Genomic DNA, 21,473 nt, shown 5'->3' on the forward strand with positions numbered 1-21,473 from the left:
AAGCAGTAATTTAAAATAAATTAATGCTTTTTTTAACATTATAAATTCCTAAATTATAAAGTTTTATCTTTAAAATAGTTTACTAATAAAGCAACAACATAGCTGTAGCTCTTCATTCCATCTTGCTGACTATTAGCTTGTAAGTATGTATTATACGTTTCTTTAAAAATGGGTTCCATTGGGTTTTGGTAACGATCCCAAAATGCTCTTACTTCTTTATAATTTTCCAAAACCCCGTAATTTATAGTCGCTAATAACGTTTCGTATAATTCTGGGTTTCGTCTATAAACTTCATGCAAACAGTGACGTAAACCAAAAGTGTAACCAGAATACCTAAAATAAATATTGTTATGATTTGTGGTTACTAGGCAGCCTATAAAATTTGCCTCATTCTCTGCTGCATAACCTAATTGATGAGCTACCTCATGAGAAGCCGTTGTAGGGTATTTAAACTTTGGTATTAAAGCATCTACATGTGCTTCATTTGTTAATGGGTTTAAGTACCCACTAAACCCCATATAAGTTAAAGGTAAACTAAATAAAGACGATTTTATACTTACTGGGCTATAATTTAAGTGTGGAAATTTTTCTTTTAAAAGCGCATATCCTTCAGGCACAAGGTTTACTATTTCTTGCTTAGAATATGGCAAACTTACTTTTACAGCACTATCTTTAGTAATTTCGGTATGTATGCTATTCGATTTTGCTATTAATTTTTTAGTCACGGCAACTAATGCCTCGGTAGAATAATCAGCCTCTAAATTTAAATTCTCATGTAAAGGCAATCTATAATAATTAAACCCCCATAATATATGAAACGCTATATATAATACACTTACAGCTGCAAATACATCTATAAGCCACTCCTTAAAATCCTTTAATACTCGCCTTCTATTAATAACCAGCCAACGTAATACAAAAATAATACCCAAACCATAAACAATATCTCCAAAAGAAAATGGCAACCAACCTAAAGTAAACCTAAATACTTTTGATATGTATTGATACAATGCACCACTATAATACGTTTCTACAAACTCTGGAAAAAAAGCTAATAATTTAACACAAATTATAGCAGGAATTAAGGATAAAGCGAGGCTTCGTTTTTTATTTTTAAACATACCTTCAAATGTAATTAAAAAATATAAAAGCTATGTACCCAATCTGTTCGTTAACTTAAAAAGGATTCTACCTGCTTTCCGCTATATCTTTTACAGCTTTTTAATGAGCTGTAAAAGGATGCCGCATCAATCAGGGGTATGGACTAAGTTCTTTTTCAATCTATTAAAATAGGGGGCTCTTTTTTTAATTGCAATTCGTACTTTTGTACTTCAATTAAATATTAAACAATGAATTCAGAAATAAGAGCATTACAACCACAACAACTTTGGAATAAATTCGCCGATTTAAACGCTGTACCTCGCCCTTCAAAAAAAGAAGAACGTGTTATTGCATTTATGAAAGATTTTGGTGCAAAACTAGGACTTGAAACTATAGAAGACGAAGTTGGTAATGTCATTATAAAGAAACCTGCAACTTCTGGTATGGAAGATAGAGTAACTATCGTTATGCAATCGCATTTAGATATGGTACACCAAAAAAATGCAGATACCGATTTTGATTTCGATACGCAAGGCATAGAAATGTATGTAGATGGCGATTGGGTAAGAGCTAAAGGGACTACACTTGGTGCAGATAATGGCTTAGGTGTTGCAACTATAATGGCTATTTTAGAAAGTACAGACATTCCTCATCCAGCTATAGAAGCCCTATTTACTATAGATGAAGAAACTGGTATGACGGGAGCCATGGGATTAAAAGGAGGTTTACTAGATGGTGGTATTCTTTTAAACCTAGACACAGAAGAAGATGACGAAATAGGTGTAGGCTGTGCAGGAGGAATAGATGTAACAGCAACACGTACTCATAAAGAAGAGGAAACACCAGAATTTAAAGTAGGTTATGCTATTACTGTAAAAGGTTTACAAGGCGGACATTCTGGAATGGACATCCATAAAGGGTTAGGGAACGCAAATAAAATAATGAATCGTTTATTATTTGATGGTTTCGAAAACTTTGGTTTACGCATCTCTGAAATAGATGGTGGTAGCCTAAGAAATGCTATACCTAGAGAAAGCAAAGCTATTGTTGCTATAGATGCAGTACACGAAGCTGCATTTAATAACGAAATGCAAACGCTTGTAAATACAATACAAAAAGAGCTTAAAACCATGGAGCCCGACTTAGAAGTAATTATCGAGGCAACAGAAACGCCTAAAAACATTATGGATTTAGGTGTACAAGAAGGTGTAACTCGCGCTCTATATGCAGCCTTAAATGGCGTATATAGAATGAGTGCAGATATTACAGACTTGGTAGAAACCTCTAACAACATTGCCCGTGTAATTATTAAAGACGGGAATATAAAAATTGGATGCTTAACAAGATCTTCTGTAGAAAGCTCAAAAACAGACTTAGCCAATACATTACGTGCTACCTTTGAGTTAACAGGATGCGAAGTAGAGTGTTCTGGAGATTACCCTGGATGGACACCAAACATGGACTCGTCTATACTAAAAGTATTAAGTAGTACTTATGAAGAATTAAATGGCGAAAAAGCACATGTCGCTGCTTGCCATGCAGGACTAGAATGTGGTATTTTAGGAACTAATTACCCAGACATGGAAATGATTAGTTTTGGACCAACTATTAAAGGCGCACACTCTCCAGATGAGCGTGCAAGTATCTCTTCTGCTCAAAAATATTGGGACTTTGTTTTAGAAATTTTAAAACGTATTCCTAAAAAATAATAAAATACAAATTTATTAATACAAAAGCCCTGTTGAAAGAAATTTCAACAGGGTTATTTTTTTAATGAACATCCGTAATCAATCATAAAGCCTACCGCAACCTGAACTTATTTCAGGTTCTCACTATGAAGCATCTATGTTTTTAGAGGTTATGTAATATTGAAGCAAGTTCAGCATGTCATCACAAGTATAATAATACAAAACGGATAATCAGATTTTTTTTAATATAAAAGCTTCGCTCATTTAAAAATACGTAGATCTACGTATTTTTTTAACCAAGTATAAATCCTAACTTTAAAATTCTTAGAAGCATAAGAGTTTTAACACAAATTTATTACCACCTATGGAAATAAATTAACAATAATAAAGTTATTAAATACATCACTTATTAATCAGTAATTTATATATGGAAGAACAACACATCCCTATGGAAAAAAGAGCAAAAGGCAAATCTAATGTCTTTAAATTTGTAACTATACGTAATCCGCAATCAGCTTCACCAGCAAGCAAACAGGTAAAATTTATTTATCACCCAGATATAGCAAAGAGCCAATTTACAAAAACAGTTAATGTAGGTAGTGGCAATCCAAGAAGAAAAGCTTTAGCTACAGATAATAACCAAAAAACATCTGCTGATTTTAAGCCCTTATCTTCTGTAGAAGCTGTAAGCCTAATAAATCCAAATTTATCTACATTTTCAGATTGGTTATTTAGAAATAGAAATACTCTCGATGTAAAGACTATAAAAGTTACTGCAACACCTCTAAATGATGAGCAATTATTAATAGTTTGGGATAACTTATTTTATTACGCTATAGAGAATACATCTGGTTATATACGAGAAGCCTTACTAATGCTATTAGTAGCAGATAACTTTGTTAAAAAACATAAAGACACTAAATTAATTACTAATAATGAGTTATTAAGGCAATTAGCTTCGGCAAAAATTGTTATACCAAAAACAATTTTATCGAAACCTGAAAGAGTTAGTGATTCTACAATTCCAAAACAAGGAAATTATACTACAATAGATAGTGAGACAATTAAAGAAACTTTAAATCAATATGAAGTTGCTATAAAAGAACTACAAGAAGTAAATAAACTTCATGTAAAAAACATTAACAATGTAAAATATGAAGACATTAAGAGTACGGTAATTAACCCACCTACAGATGGTGAATTTGTTTCTGTTTCAAGTGTTTCTATTGAAGATATTACGGCTGTAACAGATAATTTGCTGGGGTTAAGAGAATTAGGTAAGTACGTTTCAGAAACCACTCTAGATGTTGTTAGAGCTTTAGATTTGTCCAAATTACAAGACCCTATTATCGCAATTAATGTTATTGAAGAAGATGCTAGAAAACTTAATCAAGAATTGTCTTCTATTATCTCATTAACAAAAAAACAAGTTATAGCTGGTGGTAGTATTCTGGAATTGAAAATACCAAATATACCATCACCGTTTACAGGATGTAAACCTGTATTAGTAGATATGGTAAATAGTATTGAAGAGACAGATTATATTCAATCAACGGCATCTGGATTTGGTAATTCTGGTGGTGCTTCTCAAAATAGTATTTTAGATTATGGTTCAATAAGTTTTACAGTTGATAATTTACCTACTCGATTAGGCTATCATATTGGTTTATCTCCACAAAACTCAGATGCTAATTTTAATACTATAAAGTATGCCATTGGAATCCATAGACAAAAAGTGCGTATCGGTCTCGTTTCTGTGGTAAAAACAAGAGCTATTGCATATATTAATGGCCTCTCTGTAAATTCACATGTAGACGTTAGACAAGGAGATCATATTAGAATATCTAGAACAGATACTTTTACAGGTGCAAAGATTGTGTGGGAATTATTTAGGCCAACCACAGGACAATTATTAACAATTCATGAAGCTGATGATGCATCACCATCTTCTGGAATAGAACCTTTAAGCTTAGATTTTTCTTTTGCTCAGAGTGGATTAAGAATACGAAATATTTTAATAGATCCATGTAAAGGAGACGATAACGGTTCGGATGATAATGATGATGTAAAATGTTCTGGAGTAACAAATTTGGGGATTTCAGATTATATGAGAGTAGAGCAAGAAGTGTGTTGTTATTCTGCTGGAGAAGTCTCTCATATAGAGAACATCATGCAAGGCGAATATAAAGAGCGATCTACTAGACGTTTACGCCGACAAGAAACAACCACGACTTTTGAGACAGAAACAACTACAGAAAAACTTAGAGATACAACGACAACAGACCGTTACGAAATGGAACAAGAAAGTGCTCAAGTTATTCAGCAAGATTCTGCTTTTGATATTGGTGTTACTGTATCTGCAAAATATGGTCCTGTAAGGCTAACTTCAGATGCTGGTTTTGCAACAGCAACTTCTTCTACCGAAGCAAATTCTCAAGCCGTTAATTATGCAAAAGAAGTAAGTAGTCGTGCTTTAGATAGAGTAACTAATAGAGTAAGAGAAGAACGTGTTAATAAGGTTATAGAAGAGTTTGAAGAAAATAACTTACATGGTCTAGATAATACGAATAATACAAACGGGCATGCCACTGGCTTATACCGTTGGGTAGATAAAATATATAAGAACCAAATTGTTAATTATGGTAAGCGTTTAACCTTTGAGTTTATGATACCAGAGCCTGCTAAATTTCATTTATGGGCAATGGCAAATGGAGAAGTTGGTGCAGATATTGAAGAGCCATTAGACCCTAGAGAAAACGGATTGCCTAATCATTCTGCTTTAACGACAACTAATTACGCTACTTGGCTTGCTAATTACGAGTCAACAGCTTCAGCACCACCTCCATTATCTAAGTCTATAGCTAAATCATATAGTGAAACTAACGATCACGAAGCATCTTACTCACAATCTAATAATGATTTAACTATTCCTGAAGGTTATACTGCATTACATGGTCATGCAATAGTACAAGGCCTAGGAAAAGGAGGTTGGCAACTTAAAGTATCTTTAGGCTCAGTAACAAAAGTAGCATGGGATGGCGGTAGCGGTAGCGCATGGAATTCTCTATATGATTTTACAGCAATAACAGAAGGTACTGTACCTTTTTCATTTACAACAGTTAAGATGTTTACTATGAATCTTAATGTAACTGTATATTGTGTTCGAAAACCAGAAACATTTACCACTTGGCAAATTGAGACTTTCAATAAAATAATTAATGCTTATAAAGAGAAAAAAGCAGCTTATGATAATGCAATAGCAGAAGCTAAAGCTCAATCGTCTTTAGGCATACAAATACAAGGAAACAATCCGCTTTACAATAGAAATATTGAGGAACAAGAACTAAAAAAGAACTGTTTAAAATGGTTAGAAGTAGAAGTTGGGAATAGCCATTATAATGAGCTAAATGTTTGTGATACAGCAGAAGACATGCCAAACATGCAAGCAGGTGAAGCACTTGCTTGTTATTCACAAAAGGCTAAATTCTTTGAGCAAGCCTTCGATTGGGATATTATGTCATATTTATTCTATCCTTATTTTTGGGGTAAGCAATGTAGTTGGAAAGAAATTTACAAGTTAGATGATAACGACCCAGTATTCAGAGGCTTTTTACAAGCAGGAATGGCACGTGTTGTTGTACCAATAAAACCAAATTATGAAACTGCCATAATGTATTATTTAGAAACTGGAAAAGTTTGGAATGGCGGTGAAGTACCATTACCAGAAGACCCATTATACGTTTCCATTGTAGATGAATTAATAGAGCAAGACCCAACACCAGTTGGAGAGCCTTGGGAAACAAGAGTACCAACGTCCCTAAATGTATTACAAAAAAACTCTGGTGCTATAGATGGTGATGGTTTACCTTGTGAATGTACAGAATACGAAGGGGATGGCACAGGCGGTAGTACGTTAAGCGGAAGCCCAGAGGGAGGTGTTGGTAAATTTAAAGTTTCTTAAATCATAATTTATGATAGATGCTAAAAGCCCTAATCAGGGTAAAAATATAAATTCAAAGAATATAGAATATTTATGTTTTGAAGGAGGAGGAGGTAAAGGAGCAGCATATTTAGGTGTAATAAAAGCACTAGAAGAAAAATTACAAATATCTCCTTTAATAGATTATGTAAATCATCCAGTTCCTACCAATCGAAAAATAAAAGGCATTTCTGGAGCTTCAGCAGGTGCTATAACAGCTTTTTTATTAGCTATGGGTATGACTGCTTCAGATATAGCTAATGAATTGAAACGATATTCTTCGGAAGAAGTGGAACTCGGTTTTAAATATGAGAAAGATTATTTTCCTCCGCCAGTAACATTAAAAAGAGTTCCTAAAAAACAGCGTGTAGGAATATTTGAAACATTTTTTGAAACTATGCATTTAAATGTATTAAATAAGTATAGAATAGTAAAAAAAGATAAAAGAGAATTAAATTATATAAAAGAAAAGCCTTCATGGTTAAGTTTTGCAGCCGAATTAATAGAATCATTTGCTATAAGAGGGGAAACGGCTAAGCTTTTTATTATAAAAAAGATATTTGGAACACCAACATCTCCATCCAGCAATGGTACAGATGCTGATGTGTATTTACATAGTTTAATGGCTTATAGAGGTGCTTTTTCAGGAATTGCAGTACGTAAATATTTTAAGAAGATTTTAGAGAAGAGAGTAAAAGAAAGACTTAAAAGTGTTTCTAATAATGCTATCAAAAAAAGTGTCAAAACGAATGGAATGGACATAACTTTTGAAGATTTTTTTAATTATTTTGGTTGCGATTTAGTAATCACAGGAACAAATGTATCACAGCATGTTCCTAGATATTTTTCTGTTCATACAACCCCTAGTTTCCCTGTCATAGATGCAGTTTGTCTTTCCATGAATCTACCTCTCATATTCAAACCAATATATGTAGACCTCGCCGTCCATAAATATAGAGGGAATAAAGATAGCGAGTATAATTTAAAGTATAAAGGTTTGTGGGTAGATGGAGGTATGCTTAATAATTATCCTGTACATGCATTTAATCGCTTTGAGAATTTTAGTTATAACGGAGCTACAGGAGGATTTAATTTTTTAACAGATGTTAATCATATAGGCTGGGGTGTTGCAGCCAATGATGTTGCCTCTGATTTAGATATTAATGATAAGGTCATAGGTTTTAGATTAGTAGATTTTTCAGAAACAAAAAAAGTCGATGAAAATGAGATTTTTAATAAGACTGATTATTTTAACGTATTTCCCTATATGTTAGATTTATTGGGCACATTTATGTATTCAGGAAGTCAAGGACAAATCAGGAATGACAAGGAGCAAAAAAGAACAATATACATTAATTCAGAAGGATTAAGTGTTGTTGATTTTTCTCCTTTGCGACAAGGATTTGCTTTTGGAAAAGGAAATAAGAGAAGTGTTAATAAGGAAATAGTTAAAGAAGGAAGAATAGAAGAAGCATATAATGAAACATCAAAACGTATTTTTTAGCATAATATTTTTATTAATAATAAGTTCATGTAAAACCATACAAGAGAAAAATATTATACCCATTTCCTTAGAAAGATGTGAGGATTGTATTTATTTTTTAGATTATCACAAATATGAACTAAATTTAGGTTCTACTCCTATATCCTTTAAAAACTATAGTCATTATAAACCATTAATTATAAAGTGGAATACAGCAGAGGGTATAAGTAACAGCTGGAATACAAAACGCCATTTCTATTTAAGAAACAATGAAAATGACAGCTTGAATATGCTAGTTGGCTATATATCTCAAAAGCGAGTTCCGAGTTGGGATTCTATAAATAAAGAGGAGCATATTATTGAAAAAGAAATATATAAAATATTTACGGAAGATACTTACTTAGACAAATTGAAATTACCATATGTAAAAAAAGGAAATTATGAAATTTTAAAACAATATTTTGAAGGGTTAGTATATAATATTCCAGACTCTTTAATGAAGAGACCTAAAAATTATCATGAGATAGATAAAAGAGAGGTGCTATTTAAAGATGATATTAGGTCCTATTGTACCCCATTTACATCAACAACTGATTCTAATTGTTATACAATGACTTTAAATAGAGAATCTTCTGATAAAGATAAAGCATTTAATAAAGGAGAAAAAATATATAGGTTAAGAGATATGGCTATTTATGTTAGTTTTTCTAGTAATGTTCCAAATTATATTTTACAAAGAGACTCTACATATACGCTACAAAATATTAAAGAATTGTCTTCATGGGAGAACTCTACGTTAAATCAATATGAAGAGTTCAGTATTGAATTAAAAGAAAAAATAGATGTTATAAGAAAAAATAGAGGAAGAGTTCCTTTTTCAGTTCTTCTTGACAGTGTTGAAGCTTATAAAAGACAATTTAAAAAGTACTAATGAAACAAACACGCGATATATTAGAGACCTATTTTGAAACAGGAGATTATCCTACAGAGGCACAGTTTGCAGAACTTATAGATAGTTATGCACAAAATGAACTTACCATTGCTTCTTAAACCAATTTTTGTGACTGCAACTGTAAACAAACAAGAAATGCAAGAATATAATAATGAGTATAAGGGCTTGTGGGTAGATGGAGGAATGTTAAACAATTTTCCTTTAAACGCATTTAATAAATTAGAAAAAAAATCGTTAAATATTTTTGGCCAAGAACAATTATTAGATGTAGCGGCTAATACTTTTAACTCTGATGCTGATTTTACAAAAAAAACACTTGGGTTTAGGCTAGAACCAGAGCCATTAGGAGACAAGATATTTAATGATAATGAAAAATTAAAAGAGAAACTATTTAAAGAAAATAATGGACAAGTCCTTTCAGGGCTATTAGGAGATCTTTTTAAAACCTTTATGTTTCCGGGTAGTAAGGGACAAATAAGGAACAAAGAGGAAGAAGCTTATAGTATTGTAGTCAATGATGCAGCTTCTATTGGAAAACGAGAACCAAAACCCTATTATGAGTGGCAATTAACAGATTTTTCATCTCCAAAATTAACAGCGTTGAGAAAACCTAAGGGAGATAAAGAAGCTGAGTATAAACTGTTTTTAATTAATAAAGCTAAAACAGATGTGTTACGTATTTTAAATGCAAAAAACTAAAAGATGTATAGAAAATTATTTAACTTAATTATAATCATTATTAGTGCTTTAGTTTTTTTTAATTGTAAAACACAGGAAAACAAGCAGCAATTAATAAGAGACAAAATTCCTGAGTATTGTGATACATCCTTGTTTTTAAAAGACTCAATGTTTTATACAAAAGAATACTGCAGAGACTTAGAAAAAAAAAGAGGAGCCATAGAAGTTAAAATACCTTATGAAGACTCTCATTTTTCAAAAATATTTGGAGATCGTCTTTTTGGAGGAGTATCAGAAGATGATTTAAAAGAAAAACTATTTTTTCTTAGAGAAGATAAAGAAACAGGTTTACATGATATCAGCTATTATAATTTCTATGAACCTTTTGACTCTCAAATGAAAATAAAAAGCGAAGCCGATAAGTATGTGTTTTCTCAAATGGTACGGAAATATTTTTATTATGATGAAACTATAGAAACGCTTTTTGGTGTAAAAATGAAGGATTCTATAGATTTCAAAAGCTACCAAGATTTAATATTATGCACTAAAGCTAAATTAGAAAAAGAACATGGTAATTCTAGGCATCTAAAAAAAGACTCATTAACCTTGTATGGATTTAAAGGAGATATTCCACATCAAGACCTTTTACAATATAATGAATATACATACAATGATTCATTAACGAACAATAAAGCCATTACAGAGCGTTTTATTGTAGATTATGGACTTACAAAAAAGCAGAAGAAGCAATATGCGAGATTAGATAGAGAAGGAAATATTCATTGGGATTACTATCATGTAAAATTTTATGAAAAACAAATTTCAGTCTATTACTCTCTAATTCCTTTTAATGAGGTAGAATATTATAAAAAATATATTAGAAAAGACAGTTTATATTAGAGTGATAAAAGTTATAAAATAATGAAACAAACACGTGATATATTAAAGACCTATTTTGAAACAGGAGATTATCCTACAGAGGCACAGTTTGCAGAGCTTATAGATAGTTATGCGCATTTAAATGAATTTAATTTTGGAATTAATATAAAACCATCAGCAGATTATAAAGGTAGTTTTTATCATTTTTATAAGGCAAATAGTGGAACACATAGCGAAGCCGCACATAAAATTATAGAAGCTCAAGCAGGAAGTACAGCAGCTGTAATTAATGGATATAATAATGTTTTGAGTAGAAGTGTTTTACATAAAACATTAGAAGTGTCATTAGTAGGTACTATTGATATAGAAAAACATAAACCTAAAATTATAGTTGAACGCTATAAGCAAAGAAAGAAGTTAAGTAGCGGCTATAAAAAGCCAGCAGGGTATTATAAAGAGAAACCAGAAGATGCGGCTTTATGGAATAGAAAATCGGAGTACGATGTAACATCCAATACGATGGAATTAGATTTAAAACCTATTCATTATTTTAGACCGCATTCAAATTTATATAAAGATTTTGTACCATCGGGTAGTGTTTACAGACGAAATTCTTATAAATATTCTAGACATGCTAAACCTTTTGTTCCGATTAGATTAAAATTACAAATAACAATAGATACTATTAATTATGAATCTAAACCTGTTGATGTTAAAATAGCTTTAGGAAGTTCTGGAATTAATGATGCTATTAATTATTTAATTTAAATAAAAAATAGTACATTTAAAAACCTTAATAAGGTAAGATACTCTTTCGTGAGAAACCTTGCTCTGTGCGTAGGATTCTCTTTTGTGAGTGACTTTAATTTTTAACTTAGTTAACTATTGTAAGACACTCTTTATGTGAGTAACTTTCTTATTAAGGTTTTTGTTTAAATTAAAATACACTGTAGTATAATCTATCTCAGGTTGAGAGCAGTCAAAACTTATTATCTTTTATAATGGTTCAGCCAATTCTCTTTTAAAACAATAGTAAAAAATGACTCTTCATTAATATATTAACACCAATTTAAAAAACAAAAAACCACTCTAAAAAGAGTGGTTTTAAACTTTGAGCCGATGGAGGGACTCGAACCCACGACCTGCTGATTACAAATCAGCTGCTCTAGCCAGCTGAGCTACATCGGCAAAGCGAGTGCAAATATAATATTGATATTAATATCTGCAAACTTTTTTTAAAAAAAATTAACCTAATTTGTTAATTTTCTCAATAAGGGCGCGACCTTTAGACTCTAGCTCATCCTTAATTGCCTTAAAATGAGACTTTTTATTCTCTACATCTTTTGCATTTACTTTAGCAATTAATTCATCAAAAGTTTCAATAGCTTCGTCAATTATTGCTTCGCTCTCTTTTGTATCCTTTCCTGTGTTTGAATATTCCCAAACGTAAACTGCTTCAATAATGTCACCTAAAACATAATTAATGTCTTTTTTAAGGTCTCTTTTATTTGCCATAATATTTATTTTTTATTGTTTGCAAAATTACACATAAACTTCTAATAGTTCTGCTTTTTTTGCTGTAATTTCAAATGTTTTAATACTTGCTGGTAATAACAAGGTTTCTCCTTTCTTTAGTATTTCAGAATGGTTTTTTGTTTTTACAATTACTTCTCCCTCAACACACATATATATTATAAAAGAATCAAAGGTGTTAGTTTTATTAAGTGTCTCATTAGTAACAGGAAGGTAATTTGTTGTAAAGTAAGGACAGCTTACCATTTTGTTAGAAATGTTTTCTGTTTTAGAATAATTTATTCTAAAATTATCTTCCATTTCAAAGTCTATAGCATCAATAGCTAAATCGTTATGTAATTCTCTACTATTCCCTTTATCGTCCACTCTATCCCAATCGTAAACACGATAGGTTATATCGCTAGTTTGCTGTATTTCTGCCAACATAACACCAGCACCTATAGCATGTACACGACCAACTTCTATAAAATAAGTATCTCCTTTAGAAACCTCATCGAAATTTAAAATTTCTGGTAAAGTCTTTTCTTCTAAATGTTTTAAATAACTTTCTGAAGTTACTTTTTGATTAAAGCCAACTATTAAATTAGAATTCTCATCGGCTTGCATAACATACCACATTTCTGTTTTCCCAAAAGAGTTATGGCGTTTTGCTGCTAATTCATCATTAGGATGTAATTGAATAGACAAGTGTGATTTAGCGTCTATAAACTTGATTAATAGAGGAAACTTATTCCCAAAAACCTCATAGTTTTTCTTTCCAATTAAATCACTTTTATGGGTTTCTAATAGTTGTTTTAAACTTTGCCCTTTTAAAGTGCCATTTTTAACTATAGAAGTATCGCCTTCTACATCGCTAATTTCCCAACTCTCTCCTACATTATTAAGATTCGTTGTTTTATTTAGTTCGATTTTTAACTTTTGCCCTCCCCATATTTTATCTTTTAAAATAGGCGTAAATAGTATTGGGTATAACATATTGGGTATCTATTAATTGCCAGAATAACTCACGAAGTTTCTAGGTGTTTCGTAAAGGGTTACTTGCAAATCTAATTTGGTGTCTAGTTTAGCTTTAATTTTATTGTAAATAACTACAACTATATTTTCTGCAGTAGGATTTAAATCTTTAAACTCAGGAACATCTAAATTTAAGTTTTTATGGTCAAAAGCATCTTCTACTTCAGATTTGATAATGTCTTTTAATATTTTAACATCTATAACATAACCTGTCTCTGGGTTTATTTCTCCTGTAACACTTGCTATAAGTTCATAATTATGTCCATGATAATTTGGGTTATTACATTTCCCAAAAATGGCATCATTTTTCTCAAAAGACCAATCCTTTCTATACAGTCTATGAGCTGCATTAAAATGTGCTTTTCTATTAACAGTTACTCTCATCCGTTATATTTATAAATTCGTAAAACTTATCGAAAATAATTTTAAACCAGGCTGTATATACTTCTGGGTTTTCTGCTATATCTGTTTTTACATCTTCTAAAGGCATCCATTTCCAAGATTCTACTTCTTCCTTATTAATCTCAGGAATACCATTGTAATGACCTACCATAATATGATCTAATTCATGTTCTGTTAATCCATTATCAAAAGGAGCTTTATATATAAAAGATGTTTTTTCTTCTAACTCGGCAACAAACCCCATCTCTTCTTGTAGACGTCTTTTTCCTGCCTCTAAATTACTTTCTCCATCTCGTTGATGACTACAACAGGTATTTGTCCAAAGCCCTGGCGAATGGTATTTACTTAATGCTCTTTGTTGCAGCATTAATTCATTTTTATTATTAAAAACAAAAACCGAAAAAGCGCGATGTAATACTGCTTTTTCATGAGCTTCCATTTTGGGCATTAACCCTATTTTTTCATCTTTTTCGTTAACGAGTATTACGTTTTCTTCTATCATTTCTTAAATTCACTTCTCACAAATTTACAAAATAGCTTATTGTTTTTATCTGTTTTAATTTATTTTTAAGCATACAGCCTTTCTATAATTATATAGAAGTAGAAATGCCCTCAAATAGAGGGCACTTCCTTAGTTGCTATTAAAAAAATATAAAATATTTTCTCCCGAAATATGAATATTAATTAGCAACTATAATAAATTCGCTTCTTCTGTTTAATTGATGTTCGTACTCTGCACAAGGAACTCCATTACTACATCTATTTAATAATTGTGTTTCTCCATATCCTTTTCCTGTTAGCCTTGAACGCTCTATTCCACCAATTTTTACTATATAATCTATTGTAGACTTCGCTCTTCTTTCAGATAAATCTATATTATAATTATCTTTTGCACGACTATCTGTATGCGATCTAACATCTATCTTTATTTTTGGATACAATTTCATTACAGCAATAACTTTTCGTAATTCTATTTCTGCATCGGCACGAATATAATCTTTATCTAGATCAAAATAAATACTATTTAACCCTAATATTTTAACTAAATCCGCTCCAAGAGCAGCAGATGTTTCTCCTAAATCATTTCCTTCTTTCATATACAAGGTACGTTCAACTGTCCCTTTTGTTTTTCCTGTTGCAAAAGGCTTCTCTGTTGTAGTATAACCTTTCTTTTTTGAGCGTACTGCATATTGTGTACTACAAGATAAGTCTTTAAACTCAAAAGAGCCATCGTACTCAGATATTTTTTCAGCTATAACTTTACCATCTGTATTTAATAAATAAACCTTTGCATTTGCTATTGGGTCTTCGCTTCTATCATCTTTAATAATTCCAATCATGTTTTGCTTACATTGTCTTGTTGTTATTAAAGGTTTTATACTTTTAAAGCTATAAATATCATCATCACCAACCCCTCCATCTCTATTAGAAGCAAAATAACCTAGTCCGTTTTTTTTAATAATAAATGTAAAATCATCTTGAGGGCTATTTATTGGTCTCCCTAAATTAAAGACTTCTCCATAATTATTTGGTCCATTTATGTTTACAACAAACATATCTAATCCTCCTAATCCTATGTGCCCATTAGATGCAAAATATAATTTATTATCTTCACTTATAAAAGGGAAGGTTTCTCTCCCCTCGGTATTTATAGTATCTCCTAAACTTACTACATTACCAAAACCTTCCCCTTCTATTGCTATTTTATATAAATCTGATAGGCCTCTTCCTCCTGGCATATCACTAGCAAAATATAACGTTTTTTCATCCTTACTTAATGCAGGATGTGCTACTGAGTATTCATTACTATTAAAAGGTAACTCTTCTACCTCCCAACCACTTCCATCTTCTGTTCTTTTAGCTCTATACAATTTTAAACGGTTAATACCTTCTTCATCTTCTCTATAATCTTTATTGGTATAATTGTTTCTTGTAAAATACATGGTCATACCATCTTTAGTAAAAACAGCTGTAGATTCATGATACTTTGAGTTAATCTTTTTACTAAACTTTTGTGCACCTCTTTTAGAGTCATCATCACTAATAGAAATACCATAAATATCTAAAAATGGCTGTTCATTCCAATCATGTATTCTTTTTATGGCTGATCGTTTTGTTCTATTTGAAGCAAAAACTAAGCGTCCTTGATAAAAAGCTGGCGCAAAATCTGAAAGCTTAGAATTAAATCCAATATTAGAGAGTTCAAATCGTCCAGACTGTTCCTCTATTTCTTCTAAATAATTGCGTTCGTTTAAAAATAATTTGGCACGATAATCTTCTCCTTTTACTGTTAAAAACTCTTCCATGATTAAATCGGAAGCTACATAAGATTTATCGCTTTTAAGAGACAAAGCATATTTATATAAATAATCTGCGTCTCTGTTTCCCGAATCGTACAATACGCCATACCATTTAGCTGCTTGTTTATAATCTGCAGTAAAATAATAGGAATCTGCTAATTTTTTCAATAAGTCTTCAGATTGATACCCTTCTTCTGCAACTTTTAAATAAGCCTCTCTAGCATCTATATAGGCAAATTGTTCAAATTCTTTATCTCCTTTATTTACAATTTTCTCTTGCGCCCACACTTGTGAACTACTTAGGAGCACTAAAGCTATTATGATATATATATGTTGTCTCATGTTTTAAGTAATTTTAAGTTGGTTAAAAGAATCTTGGTGAAATCATACGATTATTACGTTTCAAAAATTCGAAGCGTAAAAAGAATTCGAATGAACCATCGTTATATTGTCTTAATTCTGTTGTTTCTCTATCGTAAGCAAATCCTAGCATTAACTTATCAGACAATTGAAAACCTACCATACCACTAAATGCTGCACTCCACCTATAAGCGGCTCCTAGTGTTAATTTTTCTTTTATTAAAAAGTTTGCTGAAAGATCTACTTGTAATGGGGAACCATCTACTGCTTTTAATAATCCTGCTGGTTTAAATTTTAGATCATCGTTTAAATCGAATGTTTTACCCGCCATTAAATAAAGGTTTATACGTTCTTTTGCAGTTGCAAACGAATTATTATTGGCTGCATTTAAATCAAAATGTTTTGTTTCTAACATATTAGGAATACTCAAACCTAAATACCATTTACTTGTATAATAATAAATACCTACTCCAAATTGAGGTGAAAATTTATTATCTATATTTATTTCTGCTTCTGCATCTCCAGGGTTAAATGCTCCTGTATTTAACCTATTAGTATCTATATTTAAAAAATGACCTCCAGCCTTTAACCCTAAAGCTAGTTTTCTTTCATCTGAAAGATTTAAAGTATAACTAAACGCTATATCTACATAGGTTTCTTGAGTAATAAAAATTTCATCATTGGTTATGTTTAAACCTAGTCCTACTTTTTCTCCTAATGGAGAATGTAAAGAGGCAGTAAATGTATCTGGTGCTCCATCTAAACCAACCCATTGCGTTCGATATAAACCAACAAAGCTTAAAACATCTCTTGAACCAGCATAAGCTGGGTTTATACTTAATGTATTATACATGTATTGTGTGTACTGAGCATCTTGTTGACCATAACTAAATGTAGAGCAAAAAGCTAGTAGTGTTATGATTAGTATTGTTAAGAATTTGTTTTTCATAAGTGCGAGTATTAAACCTAGCAGATAAAATCTGCTAGGTATTTAATTATGATTTATCTTCTATTAATATATAATGGACCTGCTTTTGTAACTGTATTTCCAGAACTATTCACATACTCTAATGCATAGTAATATGTTCCTACTGGTAATTTATCTTCTTTCTTAATTGTTACACGACCTTCTGAAATTCCTCTGAAATAATTTCCATTCTGTCCATAGCCATCAACATCGTAAACTTTTACACCCCAACGGTTGTATATTTTTACTGAGTTATTAGGATATTGCTCTATACCTTGTATAACAAATACGTCGTTTAAACCATCTCCATTTGGTGTTAGGATATCAAAAATATTAATACCATCTGGGGCATCTGGATCTCCATTATTTACTTCTATGTAATCTGGGATATTGTTATCATTTTCATCTCCTAGCTCCTCTCCATTTTCAAAACCGTCTCCGTCGCAATCTAATGCTAACCATTCATCTGATACATCTGATAAATCTTGACTCATGAAGTCGAAATCACATGGTTCTATTGGATCTGTTTCATCATCAATTTCTTGTTCATTAGTAACACTATCTCCATCACAATCTGAAGTGTTCCATTCTTCTGAAGGTGTTTCTGTTTGACTTGTGATATCAAAACTACATAAGTCTAATGGATCTGTTCCATCAATAGTCTCTTGCTCATTAGTTACGCCATCACCATCACAATCTAGGGCTCCAAATGCTCCTGAAACTGGCTCTGTCTGATTTGCTGGAACAAAATCACATGCATCCTGTGGATCTGTACCATCATTAAGTTCTGTTCCATTAATTACACCATCTCCATCACAATCTATTGCTTCCCATTCTGGTGTTACAATAACAACATCTTGACTCTGCATTTCATAACTACACGGGTCTAATGGATCTGTCCCATCTGCTATTTCATCTCCATTAGTTACACCGTCTCCATCACAATCTAACATATCATATTCGCTAGTTGTCATTGAACCATCTTGGCTATTAGGGTTAAAACTACATGGATCTAAAGGATCTGTCATGTCATCAATCTCTTGCCCATTTGGCACACCATCTCCATCACAATCTGCTGCTTCCCATTCTGTAGAGACGTTAGTAATATCTTGGTTAGCGACATCGTAATCACAAGTATCTAATGGATCTGTCATGTCTAATACTTCTTGTCCGTTTAACACGCCATCTCCATCACAATCTGCAGCATCCCAATTAGCTTCTACCATTGTTATATCTTGATTTGCATCATCGTAATCACAAACATCATTAGGATCTGTCATGTCTATTGTTTCTTGACCATCGTTTACTCCATCTCCATCGGTATCTTCATCTAATGGATCTGTGGTCGTTCCGTTTGGATCTGCTGTTGTATCTGGGTCATCTATTCCTGTTGTTTCTTCCCCATTTGTTAGTCCATCATTATCACAATCGATATTATTCCATTCGGAATCTGGTGTCTCTGTTTGACTCGTTAACTCTAAATCACATGAATCATTAGGATCTGTCATATCTATCGCTTCTTGCCCATCGGTTACACCATCTCCATCTGTATCTATATCTAGAGGATCTGTTGTATTACCATTTGGATCTGCTGTTGTATTTGGATCATCTATTCCTGTTACTTCTTCTTCATTTGTTAAACCATCATTATCACAATCTGCATCATTCCAAGTATCCTCAACTGTTGTAATGTCTTGATTAGTTACATCATAATCACAAACATCATTAGGATCTGTCATATCAAGCGCTTCTTGTCCATCGGTTACGCCATCTCCATCGGTATCTTCATCTTGTGGATCTGTTGTATTACCATTTGGATCTGCTGTTGTATCTGGATCATCTACTCCTGTTGTTTCTTCTCCATTTGTTAAACCATCATTATCACAATCTGCATCTAACCATTCTTGAGTAACTGTACTTAAATCTTGACTTGAAGCTTGATAATCACAAGGGTTGTTTGGATCTGTCATATCTATAACCTCTTGTCCATTTTGTACACCATCTCCATCACAATCAGCAGTATTCCATGAAGCTTCGACCATCGTAAGGTCTTGATTTACCGGATCATAATCACAAGGATTATTTGGATCTGTCATATCGTCTGCTTCTTGTCCATCATTTACACCATCACCATCGGTATCTGGATCTAATGGGTCTGTAGTATTACCATTTGGATTACTAGTTGTAGCTGGGTCATCTACTCCTGTTGTTTCTTCTCCATTTGTTAAACCATCATTATCACAATCTAATGCATTCCATGAAGCTTCGACCATTGTGATATCTTGATTCGCTGGGTCATAAATACAAGGATCGTTTGGATCTGGATCTGTAATGTCTAGTTCTCCATCTCCATCATCATCATCATCACATCCTCCTATTACCCCATCTCCATCGATATCTACTCCTGCTGTAGTAACATCTGTATTAGTTCCAGTTGTATAATCTGCTCCAATGACTAAACCATTAGAGTCAACAGCTAATTGAGGTTCACCTGTTCCATAAGAACCGCCATCTCCTCCATCGGCATTAGAATTATTATAGGCTTCATTGGCATCAGAACATCCATCATCATCAGAATCTAAATCTAAGAAATCTGGAAGGTTTTCTCCTACGTTACCATCGGTATCTATTGGAGTTCCTACTCCTGTTCCGGCTGTAGCTGGAATACCAGTTACTGGGTCTATTGGTCCATCTGCAATACCATCATTATCATTATCAACACCACCAGTTTCTAAGACGTCATAAATTCCATCGTTATCAGCATCTAAATCTAAATGATTACTTATTCCATCACCGTCATTATCGTATGCTACTTCCACAGTTCCATTAACATCTCCTATCAGTGGATCCATTGGATCGTCATCTAAATAGTTTGGTACACCATCATTATCATCATCTGCACTTGGATCTCCTGGGCCTTCGGCTACGTCTAAAATGCCATCGTTATCGTCATCTTGATCTACTACATCTGGAATACCATCCATATCTGCATCTGGTCCTGTACTTACATCAATAGTTACTGTTGCTGTATCACAGATATCATCTGGACTTGGGCCATCTCCTGTAAGGTCATTACAAACTGTATAGTCTACTGTAACTGTCATTCCACTTTCACTTCCTGCAGCTATGTAAATCAATTCTCCTGTATTTTCATCGAAAGTTATAATACCTACTCCTGAACCTGTTCCTGCATTAGTAATATAAATATCACTTCCTGCTGTCATTGTGTTATCTGGTAAGTAATCGTCATTTCCTAAAATATCTATTGTTTCTGGAACGCCTATTATAGCTGTAGCATTATCATCTTCAGCTGTTGGTGTTTGTGGATTTGGATCCGTTACATCTGGATTACCATCATTATCATCATCTTCATCACAAGCATTTGCTCCTCCATCTCCATCTGGATCAGGAAGCGGCGTTCCTGCAGAACCTTCTACATAATCTGCAACACCATTAGCATCTGAATCTGCTATAGTTGAAGCATCTCCATAAGTTGCGGCAACTACTGTACCGTTAGGATTTACTGGAGCAGGATCTGTTCCATACTGTCCGCCATCACCACCATCGGCATTAGCATCATTATAAGCTTCATTAGCATCACTACATCCATCATCATCTGAATCCGAATCTAAAAAATCGGGTAAATTTTCTCCAACATTACCATCTGTATCAATTGGATTGGCTACACCTGTTCCTGCACCACTTGGGATTCCTGTGATTGGATTAATTGTTCCATCTGCAATACCATCTCCATCTGTATCTGTTGTTCCTGTTTCTACAGTGTCATAGATGCCATCGTTGTCGGCGTCTAGGTCTAAGTGATTACTTACGCCATCGCCATCATTATCGTACGCTGGTTCTACAGTTCCGTTGACGTCTCCTACTAATGGATCGGCTGGGTCGTCGTCTAAATAGTTTGGTACGCCATCGTTATCGTCATCGGCACTTGGATCGCCTGGGCCTTCGGCTACGTCTAGAATCCCATCGTTATCGTCATCTTGGTCTACTACATCTGGGATGCCATCCATGTCGGCATCTGGTCCCATGTCTACGGTTATGGTTACCGTTGCGGTATCACAAACATCGTCTGGTGTTGGTCCATCGCCTGTTAAATCGTTACATACCGTGTAGTCTACG

Annotated in this window: 15 protein-coding genes and 1 tRNA gene; 7 read left to right on the forward strand and 9 right to left on the reverse strand. The window is 32.9% G+C overall.

The genetic code is table 11. From position 1 onward, the window contains the following. Positions 1 to 53 precede the first annotated feature (53 nt). On the reverse strand, positions 54 to 1,121 hold the full coding sequence (locus ACVC08_RS14295) for a DUF3810 domain-containing protein (protein WP_452602530.1): 1,068 nt from the start codon (positions 1,119 to 1,121) through the stop codon (positions 54 to 56). A 228-nt stretch (positions 1,122 to 1,349) separates the two neighbouring features. On the opposite strand from ACVC08_RS14295, the gene ACVC08_RS14300 reads away from it, so the two are divergent. From ACVC08_RS14300 to ACVC08_RS14330, 7 genes are all read left to right on the forward strand, one after another. Next, on the forward strand, positions 1,350 to 2,810 hold the full coding sequence (locus ACVC08_RS14300) for an aminoacyl-histidine dipeptidase (protein ID WP_452602531.1): 1,461 nt from the start codon (positions 1,350 to 1,352) through the stop codon (positions 2,808 to 2,810). A gap of 406 nt (positions 2,811 to 3,216) precedes the next feature. Next, positions 3,217 to 6,750 (forward strand): hypothetical protein, encoded by a 3,534-nt coding sequence (locus ACVC08_RS14305; RefSeq protein ID WP_452602532.1) that lies wholly within the window; start codon positions 3,217 to 3,219, stop codon positions 6,748 to 6,750. Positions 6,751 to 6,760: 10 nt separating this feature from the next. Then, positions 6,761 to 8,272 carry a patatin-like phospholipase family protein gene (locus ACVC08_RS14310; protein WP_452602533.1) on the forward strand — a complete coding sequence of 504 codons (1,512 nt, stop codon included), beginning with the start codon at positions 6,761 to 6,763 and terminating at the stop codon, positions 8,270 to 8,272. Then, the gene (locus ACVC08_RS14315) at positions 8,247 to 9,182 is read left to right on the forward strand and encodes a hypothetical protein (protein WP_452602534.1); all 936 of its coding nucleotides are present in this window, start codon (positions 8,247 to 8,249) and stop codon (positions 9,180 to 9,182) included. Before ACVC08_RS14310 ends, ACVC08_RS14315 begins: the two co-directional genes overlap by 26 nt. Positions 9,183 to 9,311: 129 nt before the next feature. After that, a complete protein-coding gene (locus ACVC08_RS14320) occupies positions 9,312 to 9,902 on the forward strand; it encodes a hypothetical protein (RefSeq protein WP_452602535.1) in 591 nt (196 codons plus the stop codon). Positions 9,903 to 9,905: 3 nt separating this feature from the next. Beyond that, positions 9,906 to 10,781, forward strand: coding sequence for a hypothetical protein (locus ACVC08_RS14325; RefSeq protein ID WP_452602536.1), 876 nt, complete (start codon positions 9,906 to 9,908; stop codon positions 10,779 to 10,781). A 21-nt stretch (positions 10,782 to 10,802) separates the two neighbouring features. Continuing rightward, positions 10,803 to 11,528: a hypothetical protein gene (locus ACVC08_RS14330; protein WP_452602537.1), complete on the forward strand. Its 726-nt coding sequence runs from the start codon at positions 10,803 to 10,805 to the stop codon at positions 11,526 to 11,528. Between the two features lie 346 nt (positions 11,529 to 11,874). Here ACVC08_RS14330 and ACVC08_RS14335 read toward each other — a convergent pair. The 8 genes from ACVC08_RS14335 to ACVC08_RS14370 all read right to left on the reverse strand — a co-directional run. Next, positions 11,875 to 11,948, reverse strand: a tRNA-Thr gene (locus ACVC08_RS14335). A gap of 57 nt (positions 11,949 to 12,005) precedes the next feature. Next, positions 12,006 to 12,275: a hypothetical protein gene (locus ACVC08_RS14340; RefSeq protein ID WP_452596887.1), complete on the reverse strand. Its 270-nt coding sequence runs from the start codon at positions 12,273 to 12,275 to the stop codon at positions 12,006 to 12,008. Positions 12,276 to 12,302: 27 nt separating this feature from the next. Beyond that, on the reverse strand, positions 12,303 to 13,268 hold the full coding sequence (locus ACVC08_RS14345) for a type I phosphomannose isomerase catalytic subunit (protein ID WP_452602538.1): 966 nt from the start codon (positions 13,266 to 13,268) through the stop codon (positions 12,303 to 12,305). Positions 13,269 to 13,280: 12 nt separating this feature from the next. Then, a complete protein-coding gene (locus tag ACVC08_RS14350) occupies positions 13,281 to 13,691 on the reverse strand; it encodes a 6-pyruvoyl trahydropterin synthase family protein (RefSeq protein WP_452602539.1) in 411 nt (136 codons plus the stop codon). Further along, complete coding sequence (idi, locus tag ACVC08_RS14355; protein ID WP_452602540.1) at positions 13,675 to 14,211, reverse strand: isopentenyl-diphosphate Delta-isomerase; 537 nt, start codon at positions 14,209 to 14,211, stop codon at positions 13,675 to 13,677. Before idi ends, ACVC08_RS14350 begins: the two co-directional genes overlap by 17 nt. A 178-nt stretch (positions 14,212 to 14,389) precedes the next feature. Then, a complete protein-coding gene (locus tag ACVC08_RS14360; RefSeq protein WP_452602541.1) occupies positions 14,390 to 16,351 on the reverse strand; it encodes an OmpA family protein in 1,962 nt (653 codons plus the stop codon). A gap of 22 nt (positions 16,352 to 16,373) precedes the next feature. Continuing rightward, positions 16,374 to 17,318: a PorP/SprF family type IX secretion system membrane protein gene (locus ACVC08_RS14365; RefSeq protein ID WP_452596892.1), complete on the reverse strand. Its 945-nt coding sequence runs from the start codon at positions 17,316 to 17,318 to the stop codon at positions 16,374 to 16,376. 53 nt (positions 17,319 to 17,371) lie between these two features. Continuing rightward, positions 17,372 to 21,473: T9SS type B sorting domain-containing protein (locus ACVC08_RS14370; protein ID WP_452602542.1), on the reverse strand; the 4,102-nt coding region annotated here is incomplete at its 5' end.

The sequence above is a fragment of the Pontimicrobium sp. MEBiC06410 genome, from assembly GCF_053601615.1.

Coding starts and splice junctions, on each gene's coding strand:
- ACVC08_RS14305 (WP_452602532.1), top strand. CDS start 3,217: ATGGAAGAACAACACATCCCTATGGAAAAAAGAGCAAAAGGCAAATCT.
- idi (WP_452602540.1), bottom strand. CDS start 14,211: ATGATAGAAGAAAACGTAATACTCGTTAACGAAAAAGATGAAAAAATA.
- ACVC08_RS14300 (WP_452602531.1), top strand. CDS start 1,350: ATGAATTCAGAAATAAGAGCATTACAACCACAACAACTTTGGAATAAA.
- ACVC08_RS14330 (WP_452602537.1), top strand. CDS start 10,803: ATGAAACAAACACGTGATATATTAAAGACCTATTTTGAAACAGGAGAT.
- ACVC08_RS14365 (WP_452596892.1), bottom strand. CDS start 17,318: ATGAAAAACAAATTCTTAACAATACTAATCATAACACTACTAGCTTTT.
- ACVC08_RS14310 (WP_452602533.1), top strand. CDS start 6,761: ATGATAGATGCTAAAAGCCCTAATCAGGGTAAAAATATAAATTCAAAG.
- ACVC08_RS14315 (WP_452602534.1), top strand. CDS start 8,247: ATGAAACATCAAAACGTATTTTTTAGCATAATATTTTTATTAATAATA.
- ACVC08_RS14325 (WP_452602536.1), top strand. CDS start 9,906: ATGTATAGAAAATTATTTAACTTAATTATAATCATTATTAGTGCTTTA.
- ACVC08_RS14295 (WP_452602530.1), bottom strand. CDS start 1,121: ATGTTTAAAAATAAAAAACGAAGCCTCGCTTTATCCTTAATTCCTGCT.
- ACVC08_RS14345 (WP_452602538.1), bottom strand. CDS start 13,268: ATGTTATACCCAATACTATTTACGCCTATTTTAAAAGATAAAATATGG.
- ACVC08_RS14340 (WP_452596887.1), bottom strand. CDS start 12,275: ATGGCAAATAAAAGAGACCTTAAAAAAGACATTAATTATGTTTTAGGT.
- ACVC08_RS14350 (WP_452602539.1), bottom strand. CDS start 13,691: ATGAGAGTAACTGTTAATAGAAAAGCACATTTTAATGCAGCTCATAGA.
- ACVC08_RS14360 (WP_452602541.1), bottom strand. CDS start 16,351: ATGAGACAACATATATATATCATAATAGCTTTAGTGCTCCTAAGTAGT.